This window comes from Corynebacterium qintianiae (assembly GCF_011038645.2).
Classification (GTDB): Bacteria; Actinomycetota; Actinomycetes; order Mycobacteriales; family Mycobacteriaceae; genus Corynebacterium; species Corynebacterium qintianiae.
Map to the genome: position 1 here is coordinate 1 of NZ_CP064955.1, position 26,932 is coordinate 26,932.

Consider the following 26,932-nt stretch of genomic DNA (forward strand, 5'->3'; position numbering starts at 1 on the left):
GGCAAAGACACATGTCCAAAAAGAGTTATCCACAGGAGGGAACTTGGCCAATGTTTGGACACGCGCCGGAAGGAACGGGTAACAATGATTTATCACTTCAACAAAATCACAGCTTTACACAGAGGCCCCGCGGCACTGTGGATAAGTCTTAATAGCCAGTTGAGACTTTGCTACCGGGTTTCCTGTAATGCCAGTTCACAGGCTGTTTCTGCTGGGTCTGGGTTTTCCACAGGCGCCGGGCGTGGCTGTGGACAGAACCCCACCGCGGGACTGTCCACAGCTGTGGATAAAGTTGTGGAACACAAGGTAGAAGCCGCCGACGGGCGCTGAGCTCGTGTGAATTACACACGGAGGAAGTCCGACAGCGGCATCATCGACGGCAGCAAGGAATTCGGGCACTCGTGGCAGAACAACAACTCGGGGCACTCTGGAGCGACATCGTTTCGGAGTTGCTGAACCTCTCGGAACGCCCCAACTCCAACATTCCGACGCTCACGCACCAGGAACGCGCATACCTGCAGCTGGTCACCCCGGTCATGCTTGTCGACGGCTACGTCATCCTCGCCGCTCCCCACGCCGCTGCCAAGACCGTGATCGAAGAGTCCCTAGGCACCCACATCACAGCATTGCTGTCGCGCAAACTCGGCACAGCGTGCACCTTGGCGGTGTCCATCCAGCAGCCCGAGCCCCCCGCCGAACCTGCCCGGCATCCGGGGCCGGCGTCGCGGGAGCCGGAACGCACCTCCGTCCCAGATTGGTTCTCCACCACCAGCAGCGCACCGGCGTTCACCGAAAACCCGATGCAGGGGCGGGCAGGCGAGCAAATCCCCATGGGTCTTGACGAGCTAGCGCGACTGCATTCCCGCCAGCTGACGGAGAAAGATGCGGCGGCAGGGGGGCGTCGACAAGCGAGCGCCCACCCGACAGTGCCGCAGAGGCTTCCGCGGGAGACTCCCGCCCACAACCCGGACCGCGAAGCGAGCCTGAACCCGAAGTACACCTTCGAAAACTTCGTCATCGGATCGTCGAACCGCTTCGCCAACGGAGCCGCCGTCGCGGTGGCCGAGAACCCCGCACGCGCCTACAACCCTCTGTTTATCTGGGGCGGTTCCGGCCTGGGCAAAACGCACCTGCTCCACGCCGCCGGCAACTACGCCAAACTGCTGCAGCCGAACCTGCGGATCAGCTACGTTTCCTCGGAGGAGTTCACCAACGACTACATCAACTCCGTGCGCGACGACCGGCAGGAGAGCTTCAAGCGCCGCTACCGCAACCTGGACATCCTGATGGTGGATGACATCCAGTTCCTCGAGGGCAAGGAAGGTACCCAGGAGGAGTTCTTCCACACGTTCAACGCCCTGCACCAGCAGAACAAACAGATCATCCTGTCCTCCGACCGCCCCCCGCGGCAGCTGACCACGCTGGAGGACAGGCTCCGCACCCGCTTCGAGGGCGGGTTGATCACGGACGTCCAGCCGCCGGATCTGGAGACCCGCATCGCAATTCTCATGAAGAAGGCCGCCGCGGATGGCACGCATGTAGATCACGCGGTGTTGGAATTGATCGCCTCGCAGTTCGAGTCGTCGATCCGCGAGCTCGAAGGCGCCCTGATCAGGGTGTCCGCGTACTCCTCACTGATCAACGAGCCGATCACGCTCGAGGTCGCCCAGGTGGCGCTGCGCGACATCCTGCCCAACGGCGGCGAGATGAACATCAGTGCGGCCGCGATCAAGGACGCCGCCGCCGAATATTTCGGTGTCTCGCTCGAGCAGCTGACCGGAGCCGGTAAAACCAGGCAGGTGGCCCATGCACGGCAGCTAGCGATGTACTTGTGCCGCGAACTGACAGACCTTTCTCTGCCTAAAATCGGTGACGAGTTCGGAGGCAAGGACCACACGACAGTGATGTACGCCGACCGCAAGATCCGCAAGGAGATGACCGAGAACCGCGGGACTTACGACGAAATCCAGGAGCTGACCCAGATGATCAAGAATCGGGCCAGATCTCGGTAAAACCACTTTCACCCCGGCTTTTCGGCCGGGGTTTTGTTGTCCACAGACTTACTCACAGATGTGTAATTACACCGATGAAATTAGGTGATCTCCGACACATGTGGCTCACGTCACTGATTTGACATGGTGTGGATAAGGCCGAAAGAGTTGTGAAGTCCCAGTGAGTAAAGGTCCCCTAGGTGTGGATGAAATTTCTCCGCGGAAAGTTGTCCACAGGTGCATCAATTTCTCCACACGTGCTCCACAGGGCTGGGCACACCCACATTTCCCGGTCCCACCACCGAGTTCACCGGGTCATCCACAGACTGCACAGGACTTACTGTTGTTACCAGCCATTTACTTTGTAATTCAGCTAAGAGAAAAGGGGTGTGTGAAAACCCGCGCCGCCCCGTCTCCGGTGTCCGCCCGCTGAATGACAAAGAAGAGCCGCCCGCCTAAGGTGGAGCGAAGTTACATGTAATTCGGGGGCGCCGCTTCGGGGAGCGCGCCTCCACCAGGCCGTCACCGGCCCTGACGCGCAAGGAGTGCTCCCATGGATGACAACTCGGTGGACAACCTCGCCGGCAACACCGGCAACAACGTGTCATTTCGCGTGCACAAGGATGACCTCTCCGACGCCGTCGCCTGGGTCGCACGAAGCTTGCCGACGAAGAACACGCAGCCGGTGCTCCGCGCCGTTGTCATCACGGTGGATGACACCGGTATCGAGTTCGCGGGATTCGACTACGAAGTCTCCTCGCGCGTGCGCATTGGTGCCGAAGTCAGCCAGCCGGGTCGGGTCGCCGTGGCCGGCAAGCTGATGGCCGACATCGTCGCGAACATGCCCGCCAAGCCCATGGAAGTCTCCACCGACGGCAGCACCATGCTGCTCCAGGGCGGCTCCGCCCGCTTCGAGCTGCCGCTGATGCCGCTGGATGATTACCCGCAGCTGCCCACCCTGCCAGAAGTCACCGGCCGCATCTCCCCGTCCGCATTCGTCGGCGCAGTCACTCAGGTCGCTTCCGCCGCTGGCCGCGACGACACTCTGCCCATGCTCACGGGCGTGCACATGGAAGTTTCCGGTAACGCCGTGCAGCTCACCGCAACCGACCGTTTCCGCCTTGCCATTCGCCGAATCCAATGGGAGCCGGTGGCCGGGGACGTCGAGGCGAAGCTGCTTGTACCGGCGAAGACCCTGCTGGACAACGCCCGCACCTTGGACACCCACATCGACGAGCCAGTCGAAATCGCCGTGGGCGCGGCAGGCAACGTCGGCGGCGATGGCCTTTTCGGACTCCACTCCGGTAACCGGGAGACCACCACCCGGATGCTGGATGCAGACTTCCCGAACATTCAGCCGCTGCTGCCCAAAACCCACACCTCGATGGCCAGCGTCGAGATCGCCCCGCTGCTCGAGGCGATCCGCCGCGTGAGCCTGGTGGCTGACCGCAACGCCCAGGTGCGGATGCACTTCCGGCAGGGAGAGGTGACCCTGTACGCTTCAGGCGCAGACTCCGGTGAGGCGAGTGAAAACGTCGAGGCAGCCTTCACGGGTGCGGACGAGCTGCTCATCGCCTTCAACTCCAGCTACCTCAAGGACGGTCTCGGCGTGATTCCGACTAACCGCGTCGTCTTCGGATTCACCGAGGCCTCCCGCCCCGCGATCATGATCCCGGAGCCGGAGGAGCTGCCCGAGGCCGAGGCTGACGGAACGTTCCCGACCCCGGCGACGGACTTCACCTACCTTCTCATGCCTGTGCGCCTGCCGGGTTAAACCCGTGTTCGTACGCGACCTCAACCTGCGGGATTTCCGCTCCTGGCCGGAACTCAGTCTAGAGCTGGAGCAGGGGGCGACCGTGTTTTCGGGCCGCAACGGGCACGGCAAGACCAACATCGTCGAGGCAGTACATTATACGAGCACTCTCGGCAGCCACCGCGTCTCCACCGATGCCCCGCTGATCCGGGCCGGAGAGCGCGACGCACGGGTCTCGCTCACCACGGTTAACGACGGCCGCGAGCTGACGACGCACCTGTTGATCAAGGCGAGCGGCGCGAACCAGGCGCAGATCAACCGCACGCGCCTCAAGTCCGCCCGCGAGGTGCTGGGCGTGCTGCGCACCGTCATGTTTTCTCCAGAGGACCTGCGGCTCGTCGCGGGTGAGCCGGCCGAGCGTCGGCGCTTCCTGGACGAGCTCGCTGCCTCCCGCGCGCCGCGCCTCGGCGGGGCGAAAGCCGACTACGACAAGGTGCTACGCCAGCGCAACGCACTGTTGCGCACCTCGGCCTACGACCTGCGGCGCGGTTACGACGACGACAACGGGGCGGGCGCCCTGGCCACCCTCGACGTGTGGGACTCCCAGCTCGCGCGCCACGGCGCCGAGCTTGTCGCGGGCCGCCTCGAGCTTCTCGACGCCCTCGCCCCGCACATCGCCGAGTCCTACGCGGCGGTCGCGCCCGAGTCGCGCCCGGCCTCAGCTCATTACACATCGACCGTCGATGACGCCGTGCGCACCCTGGCGGGTGAACCGAGTCGCGATCCCGCCGTCATCGAGGCCGCTATGCTCACGGAACTCGCGCGGCGCCGAAAGGAGGAGATCGATCGCGGCACAACGCTGGTGGGCCCACACCGCGACGACATGGTGCTCATGCTCGGTGAGACCCCGGCAAAGGGTTACGCCAGCCACGGAGAAACGTGGTCGTACGCCCTCGCCCTCCACCTTGCGGAGTACGCGCTGTTGTCCGCCGACGGATCCGATCCCGTCCTCATCTTGGATGACGTCTTCGCCGAGCTCGATGCGTTGCGGCGCCAGCGGCTCGTCGCGGTTGCGCAAGGCGCCGAGCAGGTGCTTATTACCGCTGCTGTGGGCGACGACCTGCCCAGCAACCTCTCTGACGCGGTCAGCGCTCGGTACGCGGTCGCGATGGCCGACGGGGTGTCGACGCTGGAGCGCGACCGTGGCTGACCTGGTAAGCGACACGTTCACGACTCTGCGCGCCACCGCGCGCCAGCGGGGCGGCCGCGTTCCGGACCTGAGGCGCCAAGGGACGTCGGTGATTCCGCGGCGGGCGAGCGTTGGTTCGCTGAGGGACGGCGTGGAGGGGGCGTCGATAAGCGTGCCGGGACTCAAACTCGACGGCGAAGAACGCGCGCGGTGGTCCGGCAGGGGGCGGCCGACGGGGCCCGACGGGCGCGCGCTGCGGGGCGGGTACCAGGTGAAGGGGTTCGGATCGCTCGTGCGCGCCGAAATCCGCAAACGCGACTGGACCGAGAACATGGCCTTCGGCTGGGTGATGGGCAACTGGGCGGGGCTCGTCGGTGAGAAGATCGCGCAGCACACCGAGGTGCAGATGATCAAAAACGGCGAGGTGTTCATCGCCTGCGACCAGACCGCGTGGGCCACCCAGCTCAAATACATGCAGGCCACGGTGCTTTCCGCGATCGCTGACAAGGTGGGTCCGGGGTTGGTCACGAAGCTGCACGTCTACCCTCCGAAAACCAAGAGCTGGCGCAAGGGGCCGCTGCACGTTAAGGGCCGCGGGCCGCGCGACACCTACGGGTAGAGGCCGAAATTCGGCCGTGAAACGCCCTCTCGCCGGATTGGCGGGTGCGGGCAATGTCCCCTACAGGGTGTAGGATTGGACGGGTTAAAACACCCTTAGCGCGACAGGAGACTCCCACATCGTGGCTACCAACGAACCGCATTACGATGCGTCATCGATCACCATTCTGGAGGGGCTCGAAGCTGTCCGCAAGCGCCCCGGAATGTACATCGGCTCCACCGGCGCCCGCGGCCTCCACCACTTAGTCTGGGAAGTTGTCGACAACTCCGTCGACGAAGCCATGGCGGGATACGCCGACCGCGTCGACGTCAGCCTGCTCGATGACGGCGGCATCCAGGTCGTTGACAACGGCCGCGGCATTCCCGTCGAGATGCACCCGTCCGGCGCCCCGACGGTCCAGGTCGTCATGACCCAGCTGCACGCGGGCGGCAAGTTCGACTCCGAGTCCTACGCCGTCTCCGGCGGCCTCCACGGTGTCGGCATTTCCGTGGTCAACGCACTGTCCACCCGCGTCGAGGCCGACATCAAGCGTGACGGTAAGCACTGGTACCAGAACTTCACCAACGCCGTGCCCGCGGAGCTGGAAGAGGGCGGCAACGCACGCGGCACCGGTACGACCATCCGCTTCTGGCCGGACGCGGAGATCTTTGAGACGGTGGAGTTCGACTACGACACCATCTCGCGCCGCCTGCAGGAGATGGCTTTTCTGAACAAGGGACTGACCATCACGCTCAAGGACGAGCGGGTCAGTGACGAGGAGCTCGAGCTCGAGGCGATTGCCGAGGAGGGTGACACCGCGGCTCTTGTGGAGGGCGACTCCTTCGACGACACCGTCGTCGCCGACTCCCCGGCCGACGACGCGGGATCCGAGGTTGCGCCCGCCGTGCAGAAGAAGCGCGAGAAGAAGGTCACCTACCACTACCCCAACGGTCTGGTGGACTACGTGGATCACCTCAACAAGTCCAAAACCTCGATCCACCCTTCCGTCATCGGGTTCGAGGCCAAGGGCAAGGACCACGAGGCCGAGGTGGCCATGCAGTGGAATAACGGCTTCAAAGAGTCCGTCCATACCTTCGCCAACACGATCAACACCCACGAGGGTGGCACCCATGAGGAAGGTTTCCGCGCGGCGCTGACCTCGCTGATGAACCGTTACGCGCGCGACCACAAGCTGCTGCGCGACAAGGAGCCCAACCTAACCGGCGACGACTGCCGCGAGGGTCTCTCAGCGATCGTGTCGGTGCGCGTCGGCGACCCGCAGTTCGAGGGCCAGACCAAAACCAAGCTCGGCAACACCGAGATCAAGGGCTTCGTGCAACGCGTCGTCAACGAGCACCTCTCCGACTGGTTCGACGCCAACCCAGCAGAGGCGAAGGTAATCATCAACAAGGCGGTCTCCTCCTCGCAGGCCCGCCAGGCGGCGCGAAAGGCGCGCGATCTGGTGCGCCGCAAGTCCGCCGGCGACATGGGCGGGTTGCCCGGCAAGCTCGCTGACTGTCGCTCCAAGGATCCGAAGGCCTCCGAGCTTTTCATCGTGGAGGGTGACTCCGCGGGAGGCTCCGCCAAGCAGGGCCGCGACTCCATGTACCAGGCGATCCTGCCCCTGCGCGGAAAGATCCTCAACGTGGAGAAGGCCCGCATGGACCGGGTGTTGAAGAACGCCGAGGTCCAGGCGATCATCACGGCGCTCGGCACCGGCATCCACGAGGAGTTTGACGTCTCGCGCCTGCGATACCACAAGATCGTGCTCATGGCCGACGCCGACGTCGACGGCCAGCACATCGCGACGCTGCTGCTCACCCTCCTGTTCCGTTTCATGCCGGAGCTCATCGAGCAGGGCCACGTTTACCTGGCCAACCCGCCGCTGTACAAGCTGAAGTGGGCCAAGGGCGAGCCGGGTTACGCGTTCTCCGACCGTGAGCGCGACGAGCAGTTGGCGGAGGGTCAAGAATCCGGCCGCAAGATCAACACCGATGACGGCATCCAGCGCTACAAGGGTCTCGGTGAGATGAACCCGAGCGAGCTGTGGGAGACCACGCTTGACCCGGAGCACCGCATCCTGCGTCGTGTGGATGTGGAGGATGCGCAGCGCGCCGACGAGCTGTTTTCGATCCTCATGGGCGACGACGTCGCGGCCCGCCGCTCCTTCATCACCCGCAAGGCGAAGGACGTTCGCTTCCTCGACGTGTAAGGGCGGTTACACTTTCCGCATGGCTTCCGTAGACATCACGCTTCCCGACGGCTCGACTAGCACAGTGCTGCTTTTTCCGGCGGCGGGCTCCCACAAGCCGTTGGTGGTGATGTGGCCCGGCTTCGGTGTGGGCGCGCGTTACTACCGGCCGATGGCGGAGTGGCTGGCTTCCCGCGGTTTTCCCGCGGCGATTGGCGAACTGCGCGGGCAGGGCACCAGCACCGCCGTAGCTACCCGTGCAAACTCGTGGGCGTACCACACCATGGTTACCGAGGATTACCCTCTGACCATCGAGGCGGCTAAGAGAGAGCTTTCGCTTGACGACGCCCACCCGGTCATCCTCCTCACCCATTCCATGGGAGGGCAGATCGGCACCCTCTTCCTGGCTGACCCCCGTTCCCGCGAGCTCAACGTGCTGGGTCTGATGGGAGTAGGGACCGGCAGCCCGTACTGGAAGGCGTTCAACCCGAAGACGAGGCGCACCTTATACTTTGGCGCCCCGTTCATGGGTGGGGTTTCGCGCCTGCTGGGGTACTGGCCGGGCGGCAAGCTGGACATCGCGGGTTACGGACGTCAGTCGGGCAGGCACGTGCGCGAATGGATGGGGATCTCGCGGACGAACTCCGTCTCGCACCTTGCCGGTAGGGACTATAAGAACGCACTGCTGGATGTGAGGGTGCCGGTCCTGTACACCCGTTTCAACGACGATGAGGACTGCACCATTGCGTCCGCAGAAGCGCTTGCCATGCACATCCCATCAGCGCATCCAAAGGTGGAGGAGCTGAAAGGCAATCTCGGGCACAACCGGTGGGCACGTGAGCCCGAGATCACCGGCCGCCGGTTTGTGCGGTTCTACGAGGAGAACTTCGCGTAGGTGCTACTTGGGGTGCTACTTCGCGTGGCGCTCGACGATGTCGCCGAACTCGGGCAGCGCGGGTGCGATGATCTTGCCGGTCTTACCGCGCAGGCTGGAGTACACCTTTTGCACGGCCGCGGGGCCTTGCTGGGCGAAGCGGTCGCCGAGTGTGAGCACGTCGTTGGTCACATCGTCTTGACGTGAGGCGAGGAAGTTGCCGAAACCGGCCGACTGTTCGGCGTCATAGTCGTTCCAGTGGGGAGCCAAGGAGTCAACGATATCCGGCAAGAAACGGTTGATGCTTTTCGATACGACATCCCCGTCCGCCTTTTTAGCTGCGGCCACGGCAGACTTGATGGCCATCCCAGTCAGCCCGGACTGTGCGGCAACGGTGCGGTCGACGAGATCGGATAGGTCTTTGACCACCGTGGGCCGCACGGTGTCATCGAGGAGTTTGGAAAGGTCGCTCATTGCACCCAGCATAGCTGTTGCGCCCGCGTCTACGGCGGGAAGAGAACGGGCTGGGGTGCGCGCGCTGGAGGCCGTTTGCGCGATGTAGCGCGTCGCCGGATCTTTGCCCCAGCCGAGGAGTGGTAGCCGTGGGTTCCGTTGGTACGGGGCGGCGAACCGTCTGCCGGGTGCTGTTCCACCCGCCCGGTATCGGGGTTGAGATCCACGTACCCCTTGTTCCCTGCCCCGTCCCTGTTATCGTTGTTACATCTGTGGTGCTCGCGGCAGAGACCGGCCAGGTTTTCGATGTCGGTTAGGCCGCCGTCTTTCCACGCGAGAATGTGGTGGGCCTCCATTTCCATACCCGCCTTGGTGCAGCCCGCCCACGCGCACACACCCTGCATGGCAAGGAGGGCGAGCTTTTGGTGCACAGTGGCTAGGCGTACAGATCCCATTGACAGCGGGAGCCCGGTGACGTCATCGAGCTGGAGCACGAAGTCGGTGCCGCCCAGCCCGAGGCGCAGTATGTCGAGAGCATTCAGATCCGTGCCGGTGTTGGTGGGAAACACCGTGTTGGGGTCGGCGTCGAGCAAATCTTCGAGGGTGAGGGACAGAATAATGGAGCACACCCCGCCGTTGCGTTGAGTCTTCCCGGCCTCGTAGGCGCGGGCAACTGCCATGAACTGGTCGAAGCCGCGCTGTGCTCGGGTACGAGTGTCTTCCGACGGGTCGAGGTTCGTGTTGGTGCCGGGCGCGTACCCCGGCTGGATGAGAGCTTTGAGCAGCGATAACTCTGCGGCTGGCCCGTGGACGATCAGGCGGGCCAACCCGTCGTTGTCCGGGTGGCCGAAAGTCACGGATCGTTTCTTCCATGCGGCGAACGGATCTTTCTTGCCGTCGTAGTCCCGCCCGACCAGGTTTGCGCGTCGCACCTCGTCGCGCAACCATGCGCGCAGGTCCTCAGGCGAGCGGTTCTTGGCTTCCGTTAGCGCCTTGCTATGCAGCTCGTCGAAACCCGGCTCTGCGTGTTCGTTCAGGTCACGCAGGCACTGGGCAATGACCTTTTGCTTCTCGACGTTGACCCGGGCAGCCTTTCTCCGGGCTTCGGCGCGGGCCTTCGCGGCCGCCGCTTTTCGACGCTCCTCCTCCCGTGCCCGTTCTCTTTCCCGTTCGGTATCAACGTCGGTGTCGCGTGGGGGTTCCGGCACTTCCGGTTCGCCAAAGAGGCGTTTGCCGCGGTTGATGCGGTCCATGGCTTCGTGGCGGGATAACCCGAGGACATCGGTGAAGTACTGGGTGGCGTGATTGGCGCCGACCTCCCAGCCCGCGCCGTCACGGTCAGCGATGAACGCGAAGGAGGCGTCGATGAGACCGAACTGTTCCAACGCAGCGTGCAGCCGCTCCATATCCTCCCGAACTGCGGCGAAGGTCAGTTTTTCCGGGGACGAGAAGGTCGCGGAGATTTCCTCGGTGGCGTTGGCGATGGCGTCGATAAGCGATGCAAGCGTGGTGGTCATGGCACCTCCTTTCTTGAGATGCCCAAAGACTAGAACACGCTTACGACATTAACGTCCGCAATTCGAACGCATGTACGAAAAAGCCCGGCGTCCGTGCGGACTCCGAGCTAATCGTAAAACTAGGAGGAAGTGGCGACACGGGTGATGCCGTAGATGCCACTGCCGAGCACGGACGAACCGAGGCTGAGGAGGAGGTACGCGGCACCGATCTTCAGGGCCTGCTCGGTCTCACCCCAGGAAACGGGGGAGAAGCCAGCGAAGAAGTTGGTGACGCTGCCCGGGATCTCGATGCGGGAGGAGGGCTCAGGGGCGACGATCTGGGCGTTGGCGACGGCCGGGGTGCCGGCGACGATGAGGGCGGTGGCGGTAGCTGCGACGAGTGCCTTACGGACCTGCATGATTTCTCCTTGGAAGGACGAGTTGGTTGTCAGATGACACCGATAATTTAAGCCGTTTCGCAGATCTCTGCCATGTGTAACCAAGGAAAATTATATGGAAAATGCAGAACGCCCCAGCCGACCCTCTGAAAAGGGGGGCTGGGGCGATGCCCCGGGGGGTTGCAGCTCTTCCGCCACAGTGCCCGAACATCACAGGCGACACTGTAGCCACAACAGCAACAAAAGTAACATGCGGTCTTAGGCCACGCCACCTGGGCCTGCCAGTAAGCCAGTAATCAGCGGTTCGAGGTTGAAGTCGGTTGCGGGGAAGGAACGGGTCGCCTCCGAGGAGCCCGGAGCGCCCGCCAGGCAGACAGACGCGGCGATGTCGTCGAGTCCCTGGCGCAAAACCGGGATGTTATCGGTGAGCAGCTTTGCCACCACTCCGATGGACAGCGCGGCCAAGAGAAGGGACAGCGGCGCGGAACCCGTGTACGCGCTGCCGAGCGCTGGCTGCTCAGCCGGCTCGAACTTCATCTCGCCCTCGGCAGGCTCGCGGAGAACGGGGGAGGACGAACCGAAAGTGGCGCCAGCGGAGGGAGCGGAGAGAAGGGTGAGCGCGAGGGCCGAGGAGACGGCGAGTGCTGTGTATTTCTTCATAAATTCCGCAGTGTAGACGGTGCAGCAACAAGGCGCGCCGGTTCACACCTCGGCCCAGTCGATGTAGACACGCCGCGCCACTTCGGCGAAAGCGTCGTTGGCGTCCGTGAGAGGCTGCAACGCGACAATCGCGGACGCCAGCGCGACGCCTGCCGCGAGAGGCGAATCGAACACCGCCACCCCGTGCACCCGCGCGCCCGGCACCGCGGCCGCCGCGCACAGCGCCGAGAACGACCGCACACGAACGCGAGGCACAGTGCAGAACTCGTCGGCTACCACGAGAAGTTGCTCCGGGCTAAACCCCTTCATTGCCCCGCGCCTGCCTGATCCGTGACTCGGTTGCGGCGTAGTGCTCTGAATGGGATCGGGCGAGCGTGGCCACGGTCGCGTCGTCAATCAAACGCGCCGCGGCGGTGACCACCGACCGCCGCACCGCTTCCTGTTTTGAGCAACCCCACGCCGAGGCGAGGAGAACAAGCGCCCTGTCCTCGTCTGCGGTGAGGCGAAGTGTCATAGCCATACCACTTTGATACCGCATGCGCCACCAATACCCGCAGACAACGCTGTAGAATCGCCCGGGTAACTTCAAAGAAAGGTGACCAATGAGTGACGACACTCTCACTGGTGACGGCTACGACCGCATCCAACCCATTGACATCAATGATGAGATGCAGACGAGCTACATCGACTACGCCATGAGCGTCATCGTCGGCCGCGCACTTCCTGACGTGCGCGACGGCATGAAGCCCGTGCACCGCCGCATTATTTACGCGATGTACGACAACGGCTACCGCCCCGAACGCTCGTACGTGAAGTCGGCGAAGCCGGTGGCGGACACGATGGGTAACTACCACCCGCACGGTGACACCGCGATTTACGACACCCTGGTGCGTATGGCGCAACCGTGGGCGATGCGTTACCCGCTCGTCGACGGCCAAGGCAACTTTGGCTCCCCCGGCAATGACGGCCCCGCGGCGATGCGCTACACCGAGTGCAAGATGACCCCGCTGGCCATGGAGATGGTGCGCGACATCAGGGAGAACGCCGTGGCCTTCTCCCCGAACTACGACGGCAAGACGAAGGAACCCGACGTCTTGCCCTCGCGCGTGCCGAACCTGCTGATGAACGGCTCCGGCGGCATCGCCGTCGGCATGGCCACCAACATCCCGCCGCACAACCTGCGCGAACTGGCCGAGGCGATCTACTGGATCCTGGACAACCACACTGCGGACGAGAAGACCACCCTTGACGCTGTGATGGAGCGCGTGAAGGGCCCCGATTTCCCCACCTCCGGCCTGATCGTCGGCGATACCGGCATCAAGGACACCTACACCACCGGCCGTGGCTCAATCCGGATGCGCGGTGTCACCGAGATCGAGGAAGTGGGCAACCGCCAGGTCATCGTGATTACCGAGCTGCCCTACCAGGTCAACCCGGACAACTTCATTGCTAATATCGCCGACAACATAGCGAACGGAAAGCTGCCCGGCGCCTCGCGTATCGACGACGAGTCCTCCGACCGCGTCGGCATGCGCATCGTGGTCTCCCTCAAGCGCGACGCCGTACCGCGAGTGGTGCTCAACAACCTGTACAAGCACTCGCAGCTCGAGTCGAATTTCTCCGCCAACATGCTCTCCATCGTGGACGGAGTGCCGCGCACCCTGCGCCTCGACCAGATGCTGCGCTACTACGTCAAGCACCAGATCGAGGTCATCGTCAGGCGCACGCAGTACCGCCTGGACGAGGCCGAGAAGCGCGCCCACATCCTGCGTGGCCTGGTCAAGGCCCTCGACATGCTCGACGAGGTCATCGCGCTCATCCGCCGCTCCCCGACGGTGGATGAGGCCCGCGCGGGCCTGATTAAGCTTCTCGACGTCGACGAGATCCAGGCCAACGAAATCCTCGCGATGCAGCTGCGCCGCCTGGCCGCACTGGAGCGCCAGAAGATCATCGACGACCTCGCGGAGATCGAGCGCCAGATCGCGGACCTGAAGGACATCCTGGCCAGCCCCGAGCGCCAGCGCACCATTGTGGCCGACGAGCTGAAAGAAATCGTGGAGCGCTACGGCGACGACCGCCGCACCCGCCTGATCGCCGCCACCGGCGACGTTTCCGAGGAAGACCTCATCGCTCGCGAGAATGTCGTGGTCACTATTACGTCGACCGGTTACGCGAAGCGCACCAAGGTCGACGCCTACAAGTCGCAGAAGCGCGGGGGCAAGGGCGTGCGCGGCGCCGAGCTGAAACAGGACGACGTGGTGAAGAACTTCTTCATCTGCTCCACCCACGACTGGATCCTCTTCTTCACCAACTTCGGCCGGGTCTACCGCCTCAAGGCCTACGAGCTGCCGGAGGCGGGCCGCACCGCCCGCGGCCAGCACGTGGCGAACCTGTTGGAGTTCCAGCCGGAGGAGCGCATCGCCCAGGTCATCCAAATCCACTCCTACGAGGACGCGCCTTACCTGGTGTTGGCTACCCGCGAGGGCCGCGTGAAGAAGTCCCGCCTGACCGATTACGAGTCAGCGCGCTCCGCGGGCCTCATTGCTATCAATCTCAACGAGGGCGACCAGCTCATCGGGGCGGTGCTCGCCGGTGACGAGGACGACATCCTCTTGGTCTCAGAGCAAGGCCAGGCGATCCGCTTCACGGCCGACGACGAGCAGCTGCGCCCCATGGGCCGAGCCACCGCCGGCGTGAAGGGCATGCGCTTCCGCGGCGATGACCAGCTGCTGGCCATGACCGTGGTGCACGACAACGACTTCCTGCTGGTGGCCACCTCCGGCGGATACGGCAAGCGCACCGCCATCGGCGAATACGCCACCCAGGGTCGCGGCGGCCTGGGTGTGATGACGTTCAAGTACACCCCGAAGCGCGGCAAGCTGATTGGCGCCCTCGCGGTGGAGGAAGAAGACCAGATCTTCGCCATCACCTCCGCCGGCGGTGTGATCCGCACCGAGGTCAACCAGATCCGCCCGAGCTCGCGCGCCACCATGGGCGTGCGCCTGGTGGACCTAGCCGAGGACGTGGAGTTGCTCGCCATTGACAAGAATGTCGAGGACGAGGGCGAGGAGGAAGCGACCGCGGTGGCCAAGGGCGAGAAGACCCTCGAGGAGGCGCAAGAGGCTACCTCGTCGATACCGTCGACTCAGTCGGGGACGCCGGTGAACGTCAACAGCGTCGAGACTGATCCCGTTGGCGGAACCCACGATTACGAGGGCGAGGAGTAACCCATGGCGGCGCGCAAAGTGACAATCACGCATCTGCACCCGGGCTCCGTATTCCGGGTGGCCACGCTGATGGCTCTGGCGGGATTCGTTGCCTGGATGATCGGTGCGACTCTGGTCTACTTTTTCCTCAACCAGGCGGGAGTCGTCGAGTCGGTGAACTCGCTTCTCGCGGGTGTGGGCGGGGAGCGGGTGGTGGATACGGCTCTCGTGCTTTCCGCAGCGGCGCTGCTGGGGCTGGTCGGGGTTGTGTTCGTCGCCGTAATCGCGCCATTGTGCGCCGTAATCTACAACGCCATCGCCAATCTGGTCGGCGGCGTGACGGTTACGATGTCGAATCGCTGAGGCTTGCTTTCGACGCCCACCGCGCCCGCGCTTTCCCTGGCTGAGCTGCCGATTTGGAGCTAAGGGGACGCGGTGGGTAATGTTCTATCTCGTTCCCCGGGCCTATAGCTCAGTCGGTTAGAGCGCATCGCTGATAACGATGAGGTCGCAAGTTCGATTCTTGCTAGGCCCACAGGAACAAAAGGGGCATTAGCTCAGTTGGTAGAGCACCTGCTTTGCAAGCAGGATGTCAGGAGTTCGATTCTCCTATGCTCCACAGGTTTGTGGTTAAAGTCGATCCCCGGCACTCGCCAGAGTGTCGGGGATTTCGTTCATTTGTTCGAATGGTGCCCACTGGGTGGGCCCGAGTGTCGATAGCCACCGTTACGCTACTTCATGTCTGGATAGAACCCGTGGCGTCTTTAGTTGCCTAGAAGTACAGACAAGGCTCTTTCCTTCCTCAATCCCAACACTGGAAGCGCCCGACCCGCGCAAGAACCCCATCTGACGCCATCGTGATTGACCAAGAATGGAGCATTCAATGTCGGAGAAACCAACCGGGGAGGTCATCCTCTACCAGAGAGAAGACGGCTCGCCGACGATCGAGGTGCGCCTCGAGGCGGAGACCGTGTGGCTGAGTCAGCAGCAGATCGCAGAGCTGTTTGAGACCAGCCAACAGAATGTTAGCCTGCATCTTCGCAACATCTATGCAGAGGGCGAACTCACAGTTGCTTCAACCCACAAGGATTTCTTGTCGGTTCAACGCGAGGGCGCGAGGGACGTCCGTCGATCCTTGGCGCACTACAACCTCGACGCAATTATCTCCGTCGGTTACCGCGTTAAAAGCAAGACAGCAACCCAGTTCCGAATTTGGGCCACGCAGCGGTTACGCGAGTACATGGTGCAGGGCTACACAATCAACGAGGAGCGGCTGAAACAGCTTGGGAGCATTGTACGTATTTTGACTCGCTCCGACGACGAGTTGGTTGCCGGGGTTGGCGATGTGCTCGCGGGGTACCTGCCTGGCTTAACCCTGTTGCGCGACTATGACGAAGGCGCCATCTATACCGCTCCTGAGTCGGTACCAGGGTGGACGCTGACCCTGAAGGAAGCCCGGTCTGTTATTGCGCTGGTGGGGGAGAATTTTCCCAACGACGGCTTATTCGGCGCGGAGCGGGGCGACGCCCTTGCTGGCCTCATCGGCGCGATTTATCAAGGATTTGATGGGCAGGATCTCTACCCGACAGTTGAAGAAAAGGCCGCAAACCTTCTTTACCTCGTAGTTAAGGACCACCCACTCTCGGACGGTAACAAGCGCAGCGCGGCAGCGCTCTTTGTCACCTTCCTCGCCCGTAATGGAATGTTCCATGGTGAGATAGGTGCAGCGCGCATAACGAACAATGCTCTGGCTGCAATCACCCTTATTGTCGCAATGAGCGACCCGAAGGAAAAGGACCTGATCATCGCCCTGATTATTCGCATGATCATGGAGGGTGACGCATGAGCCGCCGCATGGAGCACCCACCACCGCACACCTCGGGCCCCCCGCTGGTCACGACGCTTATGCCCGCGATCACCCAAGCAGTGCTCGCGATTCTGGCGGAGCGGCATTGAGTGGTAGACCCAGGGCCATTTTAGGATTCCCGCGGTAGGGGAGTAGTCTGACTTTCCGCGAGGGGCATTAGCTCAGTTGGTAGAGCGTCGCGTTCGCAATGCGAAGGTCAGGGGTTCGATTCCCCTATGCTCCACAAGAACAAAGCGGCTCCCCACCTGTCGAGGGTGGGGAGCCGCTTTGCTGTCCGGGCGTCGAAAAGCTTACTTGTTCGGCAGAGCCGCGAGAGCCGCGCCGATGCCCGCGAGCCAGGAGTCCTTGGCCAGGGAGAGGCCATCCTGGGTCGGGCGCACGCCGTCATCCTCGGTCAGGTCGTCGTTGCCGAAGTACATCGACAGCAGGCCAGCGGCGAAGGCGGTCAGGCCGATGCCGGCGAGACGGTTCGGAACGAACGGAAGCAACAGAGCAACGCCGAGGCCGGTCTCCGCGGAGGCGAGGAGCTTGGCGAAGTTCTCCGCGTCCATCTCCTTGACAAACGGCAGGCCGGTTGCGGCCATGCCCTGCAGAAACTCTGCAGTACCCTTGTCGGCCTTGAACTTGCCCAGGCCGGAGTTCAGAACGAACAGGCCGGTCGGGACACGCAGCGCCGCGGAGGCGAACCCAATGTTCGTCTCGTCCTGCTTGGTAAATACGCCGGTCGGAATCGCCTTGAGCGGGTTGAACATGAAAAAATCTCCTTGAAGTTCGGGGTGGTTTGCATCCCCCACCATAGTGAGTTGCGCCGGGTGGAGGCCGATCACGATTTAGGTGTATGGCTCGATCTCGCTCTCGACGACCCACTTGTGGTTGGCCATCTTCATCCCGTCCGCTTCGTAGTCGACCATGTAGACGGTTTCCGCGGTGGAGGAGTCAATTGTCGCCTCCGCGCCCTGCATGCCGCTCATGTGATCCGCCTCGAGGGTCACCGTGGCGCCGTCGGGCAGCGGCGTGTCACCCGCGTCCTTAATCTCTTCCTGCACCACCCACTTGTGATTGGTCACGGGCTCGCCCCCGCCGACCGGGGTGTAGGAGACGGCGTATGCAACTGTGTCGTAGGCACCCGCGATCGTCGCAGGCGCGCCGTCCATCCCTGGCATGTGGTCAGCGCGGAGCACGGCCCTCGTACCCACGGGGAACGTGGGGCTTTCGGCCTCGGCGATCCCAACTGGGGCGGGGCCGCCATCGGTGGCGTGGTCGTGGGAACTGTGCTCCGCGTGGCTGGCGGCGCTGGGTTCCTCACTCGGGGAGCAAGCGGTTAGGACAGCGAGGCTAAGGGCGCTGAGGGCGGCGACAATAGCGTGGAGGGAGGTCTTCATAGATCCGATCGTACCCCCCAGGGGTATTACACTCGCGCGGTCACACCTCCAGCTCGGGGTGGATGTCCTTGTCCATGATCACGCGGTGCTTCCACATACCGAGTGCCGCGATGATCCAGGCACCCACTGCGACGAGGGAGAGCACGACGATCGCGTTGAGCACCCGCGGGTCCCCGCTATGGCTGGAGTAGAACGTGTGCCGCAGCAGGTCGACGGTGAAGCGCATCGGGTCGATCTGGTGCAGCCATTGAATTGCCCGGGGCTGAACCTCGGGAGGGTAAAGGCCGTTGGAGGCCACCAACTGGACGGACATCAGGGCCATGGTGATCAACCGGCCCGCCGCCGCGCCGAAGATGACGTTGATTGCGGTGATGACGGAGAGGAACACCCAGGAGATGAACCACAGCACTCCGAACATCTGCACCGGGTGGGCGGGGTCGACGCCGATGGCCAACACCTGGATCAGCCACAGGCACACAGCCTGGAAGAACCCGATGATGAACGCGGGCAACAGCGTGGTCGCCAGCGCCCGCACTGGGTTCGTTCCGGAGTCGATGGCGCGCCGGGACATCGGGTTGACCACCATGAACATGGCCAGGCCGCCGATCCACAAGGCCAGGGAGAGGAAGAAGGGGGACAACCCTTTGCCGAAGAACGACACGGAGTCGCCCACCTGGGAGGCGCTCACCGGCATCGCCGCGGCGTCGGTGGCCGAGGTCAGCCGGTCGCCTTCCCAGCGCGGCGCTTGGCCCGCGCCTTCGCTGAGCCGCAGGGCGAGCTCGCCGGAGCCGCTGTCGAGCTGCACCAGGCCGTCGTTAAGCGCGGCGACCCCCACGACAAGCTGGTCGGTGCCCGCGGCCAGGCGGGAGGAGCCGTCGGCGGCGGCGTTGGCTCCTACGACGAGCTGCGAGGAGCCGTCCTTGAGCGTGGCGACGCCTGCCACCAACGTTCCCGAACCGTCCTGCAGCATCGAAAGCCCCTGAGCGAGCGCCTGCGCACCCTCGGTCGCCTGATCAACGCCCGACCGATACTGCGCCGCGGGGTCGTTGAGCTGGTTGGCCACCTCGTGCGCACCGGCCTGCAGGGCCGCGAGCTGGTTGAGCACCTCAGGGTTCATCAACGCAGCGAGCTGGCCGCTATTGAGCTGTGCCTGGATCCCGCGCGCCTGCGCGGCGAGCGCCTCGGTGCCGGGGACGGGGGAGCGGTCGAGCTCCGCGACGACCTGGTCCACCGCCGCGTTGATGTCACCGTAGACGCGCTGCGCCTGGCCCAGCTGTGAGGCCACCGAGGCGATTTGGTCGACGCCGCCCGCGACCTGGGAGGCGCCACCGCCGAGGCGGTCGGTTCCGGATTGCAGCTCGGTCATGCCGTCGGAGAGGCGGTCGGCGCCCGCGGCGGCGTCGCCGATGCCCGCGTCGAGCCGCTCGGCTCCATCTTGCAGTTCGCCGATACCGGAGTCGAGTTGGCCGGCGCCGTCGCTAAGCCGGCGCAGGCCGCTATCCAGCTCGCGCGCTCCGCTGTCGAGTTGGTCGGCGCCGTCGCTTAACCGCTGCCCGCCCGAGGCTGCCTCGCCCGCGCCGCCGTCGAGCCGGGACGCGCCGTCGGCCGCCGTGTCGAGGCCCTCGCCGAGCGTGTTGAAGCCAACGAAGAGCTGGTTGACCACCCGTTGACTGACAGTGTCCGAGATCGTGCTGGTCATGATGGTGGCGGCCTGGTTACCCAGCATGGTGGGAATGAAGCCGTTCGTCTCGTTGAGCGTGACGTTCAACTTCGCCTGGTGCGGCTCGGGCGAATTGACGGACACCGCGGCCGCGGAGAAGTCAGTTGGAATCTCCACACCCAGGTAATAGGTGCCGTCCGCGACGCCGTCGCGCGCCTCCTCGGCCGACACGAGGTGGAAATCCAGCGGGCGCCGCTCCAGCAAAGACTCGGTGACCTGATCGCCCGCGCGCACCTCCGCGCCGTCTGGGCCCTGCGCCCCCTCGTCCGAGTTGACCAGGGCGACGGGCATCTTGCCCAGGTTGCCGATCGGGTCGTAGTAGGACCAGACGAACAACCCGCCGAACAGCAGGGGGAGCAGGACGATCACCGCGATGGCGAGCGGGGGAAGGGTGCCGTGGGCAAAGCGGCGGAAGTTGGTGCCGATGCGCAGTCCGGAGATCATGCCGTCGCCTCCGCTACCTCGGGTTGCCGGGGAAGTCTCAAGTCGACGACATGGTCGGCGACGGTGTCAACCGCCGGGTTCACGGTGTTGACCAGAACGGGTACGTGGGTCGATAGGGCGTGCAGGTCCACGAGCAGGTCGTGGCGCCGCTTCAGGTCACGCAGCTGGTCCGGGTCGTCGACAACGAGCAGGTGGGCGGTGGGACGCGAAATCATCGCCAGCGCCACGCGCAGCCGGAAGCGGTCCAGCGGGTCAAGGTCACCGACCGCGCCAGCCGGATCCACCTCAGAGAGGTTCAATTGCTCAAGCCACGGTTCGACGAGGGGGTGGCCCAAAATGTCTCGCGGCACTCGGCGGAAGAAGGGCTGGGCCCAGGCGACCTGGTCGCGCAGGGTCTCGCGCACCGAGACGGATCGCTCGAGGGAGTCAATCATGGCGACGCCCGCGAGCGCCACTGCCTTGAACCGCTCCCGGGTAGAGCTCGACCCGTTGAGTTCGACGGTGCCCGAACGCAGGGCAAACCGCCCGGCCAGGGCCATGCTCAGAGTGGACGCACCCGACTCCCGGTTGGTGACAACGAAGGTGAGGCCCTGAACGATCTCGAAGGTGAGGGGCTGGTCACCCTTTCTCAGCACTAGGTCGCGCGCGCGGAGGATGGTCTCCATGACTAATCCTTAACCGTAGGAAGAACTATCACTTTTGTGCTAGAAATGTTCCCCCGTGCCCAGCGAAAAGTCAAGTGATAGTATAAAATCTCATTTACATGGTGGAGGTCGGAGCATGCGAGTCGACGCGCGGCGCAAGCGCCAGGCGATCATCGACGCCGCGACTGCCCAGTTCCGCACCATTCCAGATGCCCAGATCACCCTCGACGGCATAGCCAGAGACGCGGGGGTAGGTATCGCAACTCTCTACCGTCATTTTCCCACGCGCAGCGACTTGCGGTTGGCGTGCGCACTAAACCTGTTCGAAACCCTCGAGGCCATCCTCGATGAGGCACTGGTCACTTTCGACGAGGCCCCGGAGGAAAACTGGGAAAAGCTGATCTGGCGGCTTGTGGATTACGGCATCGGCATGCTCGTCGCGGCGCTGGCTGACCGCAGGCCAGGCAAGGCAGGGTCAGTCGACCCGATCGTGCTGGCCAAGCGCGAGCAGTTCTTCGCGGACGTCCAGGTGCTAGTTGACAAAGCTGCTGTTCACGGTCTCGTCGATCCGGGGGTCGACGCCCTGGAACTGGCCTCGGAGCTGATCGTGGCCACCCGTCCCCAGAGCGGGTTGGTCGACGAGCTTTTCCCCGACGTGAAGAACCGGCTGGTCCAGCACCTGCTCAAGGCGTGGAGGCAGCCGGCCCGGGATTGAGAGCTAGCGCGTGGCGTCGCGCTGGTCGTCGTCAAGCGTATCCAGTGAGGTCAGCTGTTCGTCGATGGAGCTGAGCAGCTCCTCGTCGCGCTCCGCGGGCTCCTCGCCGAGGGGGCCGACGGTCCCGGTCTCGCGGCCATCCCGGTCATCCTCAGTGCGGGAGGAGTACACCAGAGTGGTCTCGCCTCGCGCGTCGGTTTCCTCCCGCGGTTTGACGCGGTAGGTGACGGTCTCTTTCTTTTCCTGCTCCAGCTTGTCTTTGAGCAGGAACTCCCACACGGCCCAACCGGCAGCACCTGCGGCGGCGAGGCCGAGGAGCCTGCCAAACACGGATCCAGCCTTGGACTTCTTCTTCGCGTCCTTCGCCTCCTGCTTGAGCGCCTTGCGGCGCTCTGCGCGAGTCGGTGCGGCTGCGGCGAATGCCGCGCGGTGGCGGTCGAGGCGGTTGTGCGAATCGCGGGTCAGCGCGCCTGCTTCGCGACGGGCCGCGTTGTAGGCGTCATTCAACTTTTCGGGGTCTTCCTTTTTGATCGCTTCAAGCACGGAGTCGTAAATCTCGCGCTGCTTGTCGTCATCGAGCTTGCGGAAGTAATTGATTGCGGAACGTGCGCCTTTGAAGGCCAGGCGGATGGTGAACGGGTTCATTGCGTCTTCCTTACGTCGGGGAACTGTGCCAACAAGCCTAGCGATTTCCCGCATTCGTGATTTTTATTCACCGGCGGCAAGCGAGGTGACCTGCATAGACAGAGCGGTATGGTTGAACAGAGTTGTCTATTGGTTTGCCCGTTTATAAGTTTTTGAACCAACGACAAACCGTAAGCGCCGAGCCCGGCCAGGCAACCCGTGTCCACATGAAAGGTATTTTCTCGTGAACGAGAGATTTCCTTCGACGCGGCTTTCTGCCTCCGCCCCGCTAGATCGCCTCGACGAAGACCCCGCAACAGAGCCAGTGCTCCGGCCCGCCCGCTCGCGCACGGCGCTGAGTTTCGAGCTCATCCCGCCGCGCCACGACGCCGACACCGCGCTGCTGGACACCCTCATTGCCGGTCTGGCCGAGTACAACCCCGACTACGTCTCGGTGACCTCATCGCGCCGATCGGACTGGCTCGAGGGCACCGCCGCACTCATCTCCCGCATCGCCGAAACAACCGACCTCAAGCCAATCGCGCACCTCGCCTGCACCGCCGGCACTCGCGATGAGCTCACCGTCTGGATCCGCACGCTTATCGACGCCGGGGTGCGCGGCTTCCTCGCCCTGCGCGGTGATCTGCCGGAGGGCGAGGCCAAACTGCCCGACGGTTACCTCCCCTACGCCACCGACCTGCTCAACCTCATTAACGAGGTGCAGGAGGAACAGGCGTTCCGCCTCGCCGCCGGCAAGCTCGCGCTCTCCGTCGCCTGCTACCCCTCGGGCCACGCGGAGTCGAAAAACGCGGACATGGACTTGGATGTCCTGCTGGCCAAGCAGCGCCTCGGCGCTGACTTCGCCATTACGCAGCTCTTCTTCGAGGCGGAGGATTACCTGAGCTTCGTCGAGAAGTCCCGCCTGGCAGGTGTGCGCATCCCCTTGATCCCCGGCATCATGCCTATGACCAGCCTGCGGAGGGTTGAGCGCATGGGCGTGCTGTCCGGGATCAAGGTGCCGGAATGCGTCACCCGGCGCCTCAGCGACGCCTCCACGGCTGAGGAGGAGTACGAGATCGGCATGCAGATGTCGGCCGACCTGACCCGCACCATTGTGGACGCTGGCACGGGTGGCCTGCATATTTACACGCACAACAACCTTGCGGTGACCCGCGACCTACTTTCCAGAATCGATATTTAAGGACACCACCATGAGCTTCCCCGCAGCAACCATCGAGGGCTACCCGCGCATCGGCGCGAACCGCGAGCTCAAGCGCGCGCTTGAGTCCTACTGGGCCGGCCGCATCGACGCCGACACCTTCCGCTCCACCACACACGCTCTGCGCGTGGACACCTACAACCACCTGCGCGACCTCGGCCTGACCGAGGACTACGCCATCCCGGCCGACGTCGCCTACTACGACCAGGTCCTCGAGACCGCCTTGACTGTGGGCCTCATCGCGGGCGGCACCGACTTGGACGAGGAGTTCGCGCTCGCCCGCGGCAACGCCACTCGCGTCCCGCTGGAGATGACCAAGTGGTTCGACACCAACTACCACTACCTCGTCCCCGAGGTCGCCGCTGGTCAGGACATCACCCCCGCGCCGGAGCGCATCGTCCGTCTCGTCGAAGAGGCGGTTGAGGCTGGCCACAAGGTGCGTCCGACGCTCGTCGGCCCGGTCACCTTGCTCGCCCTGTCCAAGCCGGTCGAGTGGTCGCTGCTCGATTCGCTTACCGACGCCTACGCGGCCGTGTTCAAGGCCCTGAAGGACGCGGGCGTTGCGTGGGTCCAGGTCACCGAGCCCGCGCTCGTCGCCGACCTGTCGACCGAGGACGCCGACTTGGCCCGCTACCTCGAGCAGGCGTGGACCAAGCTGCTCGCCATCTCGGAGTCTGAGCGCCCGAACGTCTACCTGACCACCCCGTACGGTGCGACCCGCAAGGCGCTGCCGGTGCTGGGTCAGCTCAAGCCGGAAGCTCTTCACGTGGACCTATCCCCGTGGACCCTCGACTCGGACGCCGACTACCCCCAGCGCGTCGCCGAGGCCATCCCGGCCGAGGTGCAGCTCGTCGCCGGCATCATCGACGGCCGCAACGTCTGGGCCGCTAACCTGCGCGAGCGTACCGAGGTGCTCGACACCCTGCGCGCCGGGGGCCGCGACACCGCTATTTCCACTTCCACCTCCCTGCAGCACGTCCCGCACACCCTGAACGCGGAGAAGAACCTGCCCATCGACGTGGCCAACTGGCTCTCCTTCGCCGACGAGAAGATCGCGGAGATTCAGGCGCTCGTCGCGGGTGAGGAGGGTGCGGCCGAGGCGTTTGCCCGCTCCGACCGCGCCGTGCGAACCCGCGCGGAGTCCGACCACATCCACAACAAGGCGGTTGTGGACCGTGTCGGCGAGCTTCCCGCCGGCGAGGTCAAGCGCGCGCCCGAGTTCGCCGAACGCAAGCGCATCCAGGGCGAGGAACTCGGATTGCCGGCGCTGCCGACCACCACGATCGGCTCCTTCCCGCAGACCACCGAGATCCGCAAGGCCCGCGCCGACCACAAGAACGGCGAGCTCACCGACGACCAGTACGTCGAGGCCCTGAAGAAGGAGATCAAGGGCGTCATCGAGCTGCAGGAGCAGATCGGCCTGGACGTGCTCGTGCACGGTGAGCCGGAGCGCAACGACATGGTGCAGTACTTCGCCGAGCTTCTCGACGGTTTCGTGGCCACCGAGAACGGTTGGGTCCAGTCCTACGGCTCCCGCTGCACCCGCCCGCCGATCGTGTTCGGCGACGTCTCCCGCCCGGAGGCCATGACCGTGGAGTGGGCCAAGTATGCCCAGTCCCTGTCCGACAAGCCGGTCAAGGGCATGCTCACCGGCCCGGTGACCATCCTGGCCTGGTCCTTCAAGCGTGACGACGTCCCCCTGTCCGTCTCCGCCGACCAGATCGCCCTCGCGCTCGCCGACGAAGTCCGCGACCTCGAGAACGCCGGCATCAAGGTCATCCAGATCGACGAACCGGCCCTGCGCGAGTTGCTCCCGCTGCGTGCCGACGAGCGCCCCGCCTACCTCGACTGGGCTGTGCGCGCCTTCCGCCTCGTGGCGCTGCAGGCGAACCCGGCGACCCAGATCCACACCCACCTCTGCTACTCCGAGTTCGGCCAGATTATCGACGCTGTCGCTGGCCTGGACGCGGACGTGACCTCCATCGAGGCGGCACGCTCCAAGATGGAGCTGCTGGAGGACATCGACGAGACCTTCCACTCCGAGATCGGCCCGGGCGTGTGGGACATCCACTCCCCGCGCGTCCCGTCCACCGAGGAGATGGTCGAGCTGATTCAGGCCGCGCTGGCAAACGTCCCCACGGACCGTCTCTGGGTCAACCCGGACTGCGGCCTGAAGACCCGCGGCTATGCCGAGGTGGAGCCATCGCTGAAGAACCTGGTGGCCGCACGCGACCAGGTTGTGGCAGGGCTGTAAGTCTGCGCCTATGGTGGTGTGCATGACTGTAAAGACTGCAACTGCAACGCTGCACACCAACCACGGCGACATCAAGATCGACCTGTTCGGCAACCACGCCCCGCAGACCGTCGAGAACTTCGTGGGTCTGGCCAACGGCGAGGCGAGCTACTCCACGCAGAACGCCTCCGGCTCCGCCGAGGGTCCGTTCTACAACGGCGCGATCTTCCACCGCATCATCCCGGGTTTCATGATCCAGGGCGGTGACCCGACCGGCACAGGCACCGGCGGCCCGGGCTACCAGTTCGCCGACGAGTTCCACCCGGAGCTGCAGTTCGACCGCCCGTTCCTGCTGGCCATGGCCAACGCGGGCCCAGGCACCAACGGTTCCCAGTTCTTCATCACCGTTGACAAGACCCCGCACCTGAACAACCGCCACACCATCTTCGGTGAGGTCACGGATCCGGAGTCCCAGAAGGTCGTCACCGAAATCTCCAACGTTCGCACCGGCCGCATGGACCGCCCGGTCGAAGACGTCGTCATCGAGTCCATCGACATCGAGCAGTAACACTCCCGAAAGTTAGCCCCCGCGCCCGAGTTTGGTGCCGGGGGCATTTTTCTTATGAATGTCCGCACTCTCTTTCATCGCGCCCCAGCCACCGCCGCGATCGCGGCCGTGTGCGTGACCGTCTTTGCCGTCACCGCCCTGCAGTCCGGTTCGCTCAGCAACGCCATCTGGGGCTCCCCGCTCGGGGTCCGCATGGTGCTCTACGGCCCTTACGTCGTCGAGGGCCCGCTCGGTTGGCTGCGCCTAGTCACCGCAGGCTTCCTGCACCTAGACCTGACGCACCTGTTCGTCAACATGCTCATGCTGGTGCTCATCGGCGGCGAGGTAGAGCGCTACGTGGGAACCGCCCGCTTTGCCCTTGCCTGGTTTACCGGCGTCACCGCGTCCTCGGCGGCGGTGCTCGCAATGAACTTCGGCACGCCCACCGCGGGTGCATCGGGCGCGCTGTTCATGCTGCTTGCGGTCCTCGTCGCCATTGCTTATCGACGCTCCGCCGACCTGCGAGCCCCCGTTGCCCTTGTGCTCCTCAACGTTGTGTACACCTTCGTGGTGCCCGGGATCAGCGTGTGGGGGCACCTCGGCGGGCTCGCCGCCGGAACGCTCCTGGCCTGGCCCCTGACTTATGCACCGGTTATCCCCAAGCGCGAAGCGCCCTAGTTATCCCCACAAGTATGCACACTGTGGAAAACAACATTCTTGTAATTTCT

25 protein-coding genes and 3 tRNA genes are annotated in these 26,932 nt (G+C 64.1%); 17 read left to right on the plus strand and 11 right to left on the minus strand.

The window, feature by feature from the left end:
- The first annotated feature begins 401 nt into the window (after window positions 1-401).
- The 6 genes from dnaA (at window position 402) to G7Y29_RS00030 (ending at window position 8,617) form a co-directional block, all read left to right on the plus strand.
- Entirely contained in the window at window positions 402-2,012 is a 1,611-nt protein-coding gene (dnaA, locus tag G7Y29_RS00005; protein ID WP_165003134.1) for a chromosomal replication initiator protein DnaA, read from the plus strand.
- Between the two features lie 532 nt (window positions 2,013-2,544).
- Complete coding sequence (gene dnaN, locus G7Y29_RS00010) at window positions 2,545-3,765, plus strand: DNA polymerase III subunit beta (RefSeq protein ID WP_165003132.1); 1,221 nt, start codon at window positions 2,545-2,547, stop codon at window positions 3,763-3,765.
- 4 nt (window positions 3,766-3,769) lie between these two features.
- On the plus strand, window positions 3,770-4,954 hold the full coding sequence (recF, locus tag G7Y29_RS00015) for a DNA replication/repair protein RecF (protein WP_165003130.1): 1,185 nt from the start codon (window positions 3,770-3,772) through the stop codon (window positions 4,952-4,954).
- Entirely contained in the window at window positions 4,947-5,552 is a 606-nt protein-coding gene (locus tag G7Y29_RS00020) for a DciA family protein (protein ID WP_165003128.1), read from the plus strand. Before recF ends, G7Y29_RS00020 begins: the two co-directional genes overlap by 8 nt.
- A 121-nt stretch (window positions 5,553-5,673) precedes the next feature.
- Complete coding sequence (gene gyrB / locus G7Y29_RS00025) at window positions 5,674-7,743, plus strand: DNA topoisomerase (ATP-hydrolyzing) subunit B (protein WP_165003126.1); 2,070 nt, start codon at window positions 5,674-5,676, stop codon at window positions 7,741-7,743.
- A gap of 19 nt (window positions 7,744-7,762) precedes the next feature.
- A complete protein-coding gene (locus G7Y29_RS00030) occupies window positions 7,763-8,617 on the plus strand; it encodes an alpha/beta fold hydrolase (protein ID WP_165003124.1) in 855 nt (284 codons plus the stop codon).
- 15 nt (window positions 8,618-8,632) lie between these two features.
- Here the strand turns inward: G7Y29_RS00030 and G7Y29_RS00035 are convergent, their stop codons facing one another.
- The 6 genes from G7Y29_RS00035 to G7Y29_RS00060 all read right to left on the minus strand — a co-directional run bounded on the left by G7Y29_RS00035 (window position 8,633) and on the right by G7Y29_RS00060 (window position 12,123).
- Window positions 8,633-9,070: a DUF6918 family protein gene (locus G7Y29_RS00035; protein WP_249399762.1), complete on the minus strand. Its 438-nt coding sequence runs from the start codon at window positions 9,068-9,070 to the stop codon at window positions 8,633-8,635.
- Between the two features lie 29 nt (window positions 9,071-9,099).
- Window positions 9,100-10,566: an HNH endonuclease signature motif containing protein gene (locus tag G7Y29_RS00040; protein WP_165003120.1), complete on the minus strand. Its 1,467-nt coding sequence runs from the start codon at window positions 10,564-10,566 to the stop codon at window positions 9,100-9,102.
- Between the two features lie 119 nt (window positions 10,567-10,685).
- Complete coding sequence (locus tag G7Y29_RS00045; protein ID WP_165003119.1) at window positions 10,686-10,964, minus strand: hypothetical protein; 279 nt, start codon at window positions 10,962-10,964, stop codon at window positions 10,686-10,688.
- 237 nt (window positions 10,965-11,201) lie between these two features.
- Window positions 11,202-11,603, minus strand: coding sequence for a hypothetical protein (locus tag G7Y29_RS00050; RefSeq protein ID WP_165003117.1), 402 nt, complete (start codon window positions 11,601-11,603; stop codon window positions 11,202-11,204).
- A gap of 42 nt (window positions 11,604-11,645) precedes the next feature.
- The gene (locus tag G7Y29_RS00055; protein ID WP_165003115.1) at window positions 11,646-11,912 is read right to left on the minus strand and encodes a TetR family transcriptional regulator; all 267 of its coding nucleotides are present in this window, start codon (window positions 11,910-11,912) and stop codon (window positions 11,646-11,648) included.
- On the minus strand, window positions 11,899-12,123 hold the full coding sequence (locus tag G7Y29_RS00060; protein WP_165003113.1) for a CopG family transcriptional regulator: 225 nt from the start codon (window positions 12,121-12,123) through the stop codon (window positions 11,899-11,901). Before G7Y29_RS00060 ends, G7Y29_RS00055 begins: the two co-directional genes overlap by 14 nt.
- A gap of 82 nt (window positions 12,124-12,205) precedes the next feature.
- Between G7Y29_RS00060 and gyrA the strand changes: the two genes are divergently transcribed.
- The 6 genes from gyrA (at window position 12,206) to G7Y29_RS00090 (ending at window position 16,899) form a co-directional block, all read left to right on the plus strand.
- Complete coding sequence (gyrA, locus tag G7Y29_RS00065) at window positions 12,206-14,830, plus strand: DNA gyrase subunit A (protein WP_165003111.1); 2,625 nt, start codon at window positions 12,206-12,208, stop codon at window positions 14,828-14,830.
- 3 nt (window positions 14,831-14,833) lie between these two features.
- Window positions 14,834-15,172, plus strand: a complete 339-nt coding sequence (locus tag G7Y29_RS00070; RefSeq protein WP_165003109.1) for a DUF3566 domain-containing protein — start codon at window positions 14,834-14,836, stop codon at window positions 15,170-15,172.
- Between the two features lie 98 nt (window positions 15,173-15,270).
- Window positions 15,271-15,344: transfer RNA gene (locus tag G7Y29_RS00075), tRNA-Ile, on the plus strand.
- Between the two features lie 11 nt (window positions 15,345-15,355).
- A tRNA-Ala gene (locus G7Y29_RS00080) sits at window positions 15,356-15,428 on the plus strand.
- Between the two features lie 264 nt (window positions 15,429-15,692).
- Window positions 15,693-16,655, plus strand: coding sequence for a virulence RhuM family protein/type II toxin-antitoxin system death-on-curing family toxin (locus G7Y29_RS00085; protein ID WP_165003108.1), 963 nt, complete (start codon window positions 15,693-15,695; stop codon window positions 16,653-16,655).
- Window positions 16,656-16,826: 171 nt separating this feature from the next.
- A tRNA-Ala gene (locus G7Y29_RS00090) sits at window positions 16,827-16,899 on the plus strand.
- A 67-nt stretch (window positions 16,900-16,966) separates the two neighbouring features.
- Here the strand turns inward: G7Y29_RS00090 and G7Y29_RS00095 are convergent.
- The 4 genes from G7Y29_RS00095 to G7Y29_RS00110 form a co-directional block, all read right to left on the minus strand.
- Window positions 16,967-17,428 carry a DoxX family membrane protein gene (locus tag G7Y29_RS00095; protein ID WP_165003106.1) on the minus strand — a complete coding sequence of 154 codons (462 nt, stop codon included), beginning with the start codon at window positions 17,426-17,428 and terminating at the stop codon, window positions 16,967-16,969.
- Window positions 17,429-17,506: 78 nt separating this feature from the next.
- On the minus strand, window positions 17,507-18,058 hold the full coding sequence (locus G7Y29_RS00100) for a YdhK family protein (protein ID WP_165003104.1): 552 nt from the start codon (window positions 18,056-18,058) through the stop codon (window positions 17,507-17,509).
- Between the two features lie 40 nt (window positions 18,059-18,098).
- Window positions 18,099-20,222, minus strand: coding sequence for a YhgE/Pip family protein (locus G7Y29_RS00105; protein ID WP_165003102.1), 2,124 nt, complete (start codon window positions 20,220-20,222; stop codon window positions 18,099-18,101).
- Complete coding sequence (locus G7Y29_RS00110; protein ID WP_165003100.1) at window positions 20,219-20,887, minus strand: ATP-binding cassette domain-containing protein; 669 nt, start codon at window positions 20,885-20,887, stop codon at window positions 20,219-20,221. Before G7Y29_RS00110 ends, G7Y29_RS00105 begins: the two co-directional genes overlap by 4 nt.
- A 115-nt stretch (window positions 20,888-21,002) precedes the next feature.
- Between G7Y29_RS00110 and G7Y29_RS00115 the strand changes: the two genes are divergently transcribed.
- A complete protein-coding gene (locus tag G7Y29_RS00115) occupies window positions 21,003-21,581 on the plus strand; it encodes a TetR/AcrR family transcriptional regulator (RefSeq protein WP_165003098.1) in 579 nt (192 codons plus the stop codon).
- Window positions 21,582-21,584: 3 nt separating this feature from the next.
- Here the strand turns inward: G7Y29_RS00115 and G7Y29_RS00120 are convergent, their stop codons facing one another.
- A complete protein-coding gene (locus G7Y29_RS00120) occupies window positions 21,585-22,226 on the minus strand; it encodes a hypothetical protein (RefSeq protein WP_165003096.1) in 642 nt (213 codons plus the stop codon).
- A 223-nt stretch (window positions 22,227-22,449) separates the two neighbouring features.
- On the opposite strand from G7Y29_RS00120, the gene G7Y29_RS00125 reads away from it, so the two are divergent.
- The 4 genes from G7Y29_RS00125 to G7Y29_RS00140 are packed head-to-tail and all read left to right on the plus strand — an operon-like array spanning window position 22,450 to window position 26,882.
- Window positions 22,450-23,406: a methylenetetrahydrofolate reductase gene (locus tag G7Y29_RS00125; RefSeq protein WP_165003094.1), complete on the plus strand. Its 957-nt coding sequence runs from the start codon at window positions 22,450-22,452 to the stop codon at window positions 23,404-23,406.
- A gap of 10 nt (window positions 23,407-23,416) precedes the next feature.
- Window positions 23,417-25,678, plus strand: coding sequence for a 5-methyltetrahydropteroyltriglutamate--homocysteine S-methyltransferase (gene metE, locus G7Y29_RS00130; protein ID WP_165003092.1), 2,262 nt, complete (start codon window positions 23,417-23,419; stop codon window positions 25,676-25,678).
- A gap of 10 nt (window positions 25,679-25,688) precedes the next feature.
- Entirely contained in the window at window positions 25,689-26,225 is a 537-nt protein-coding gene (locus G7Y29_RS00135; RefSeq protein ID WP_196820155.1) for a peptidylprolyl isomerase, read from the plus strand.
- A 54-nt stretch (window positions 26,226-26,279) separates the two neighbouring features.
- On the plus strand, window positions 26,280-26,882 hold the full coding sequence (locus G7Y29_RS00140; RefSeq protein ID WP_165003088.1) for a rhomboid family intramembrane serine protease: 603 nt from the start codon (window positions 26,280-26,282) through the stop codon (window positions 26,880-26,882).
- The last annotated feature ends 50 nt before the right edge of the window (window positions 26,883-26,932 follow it).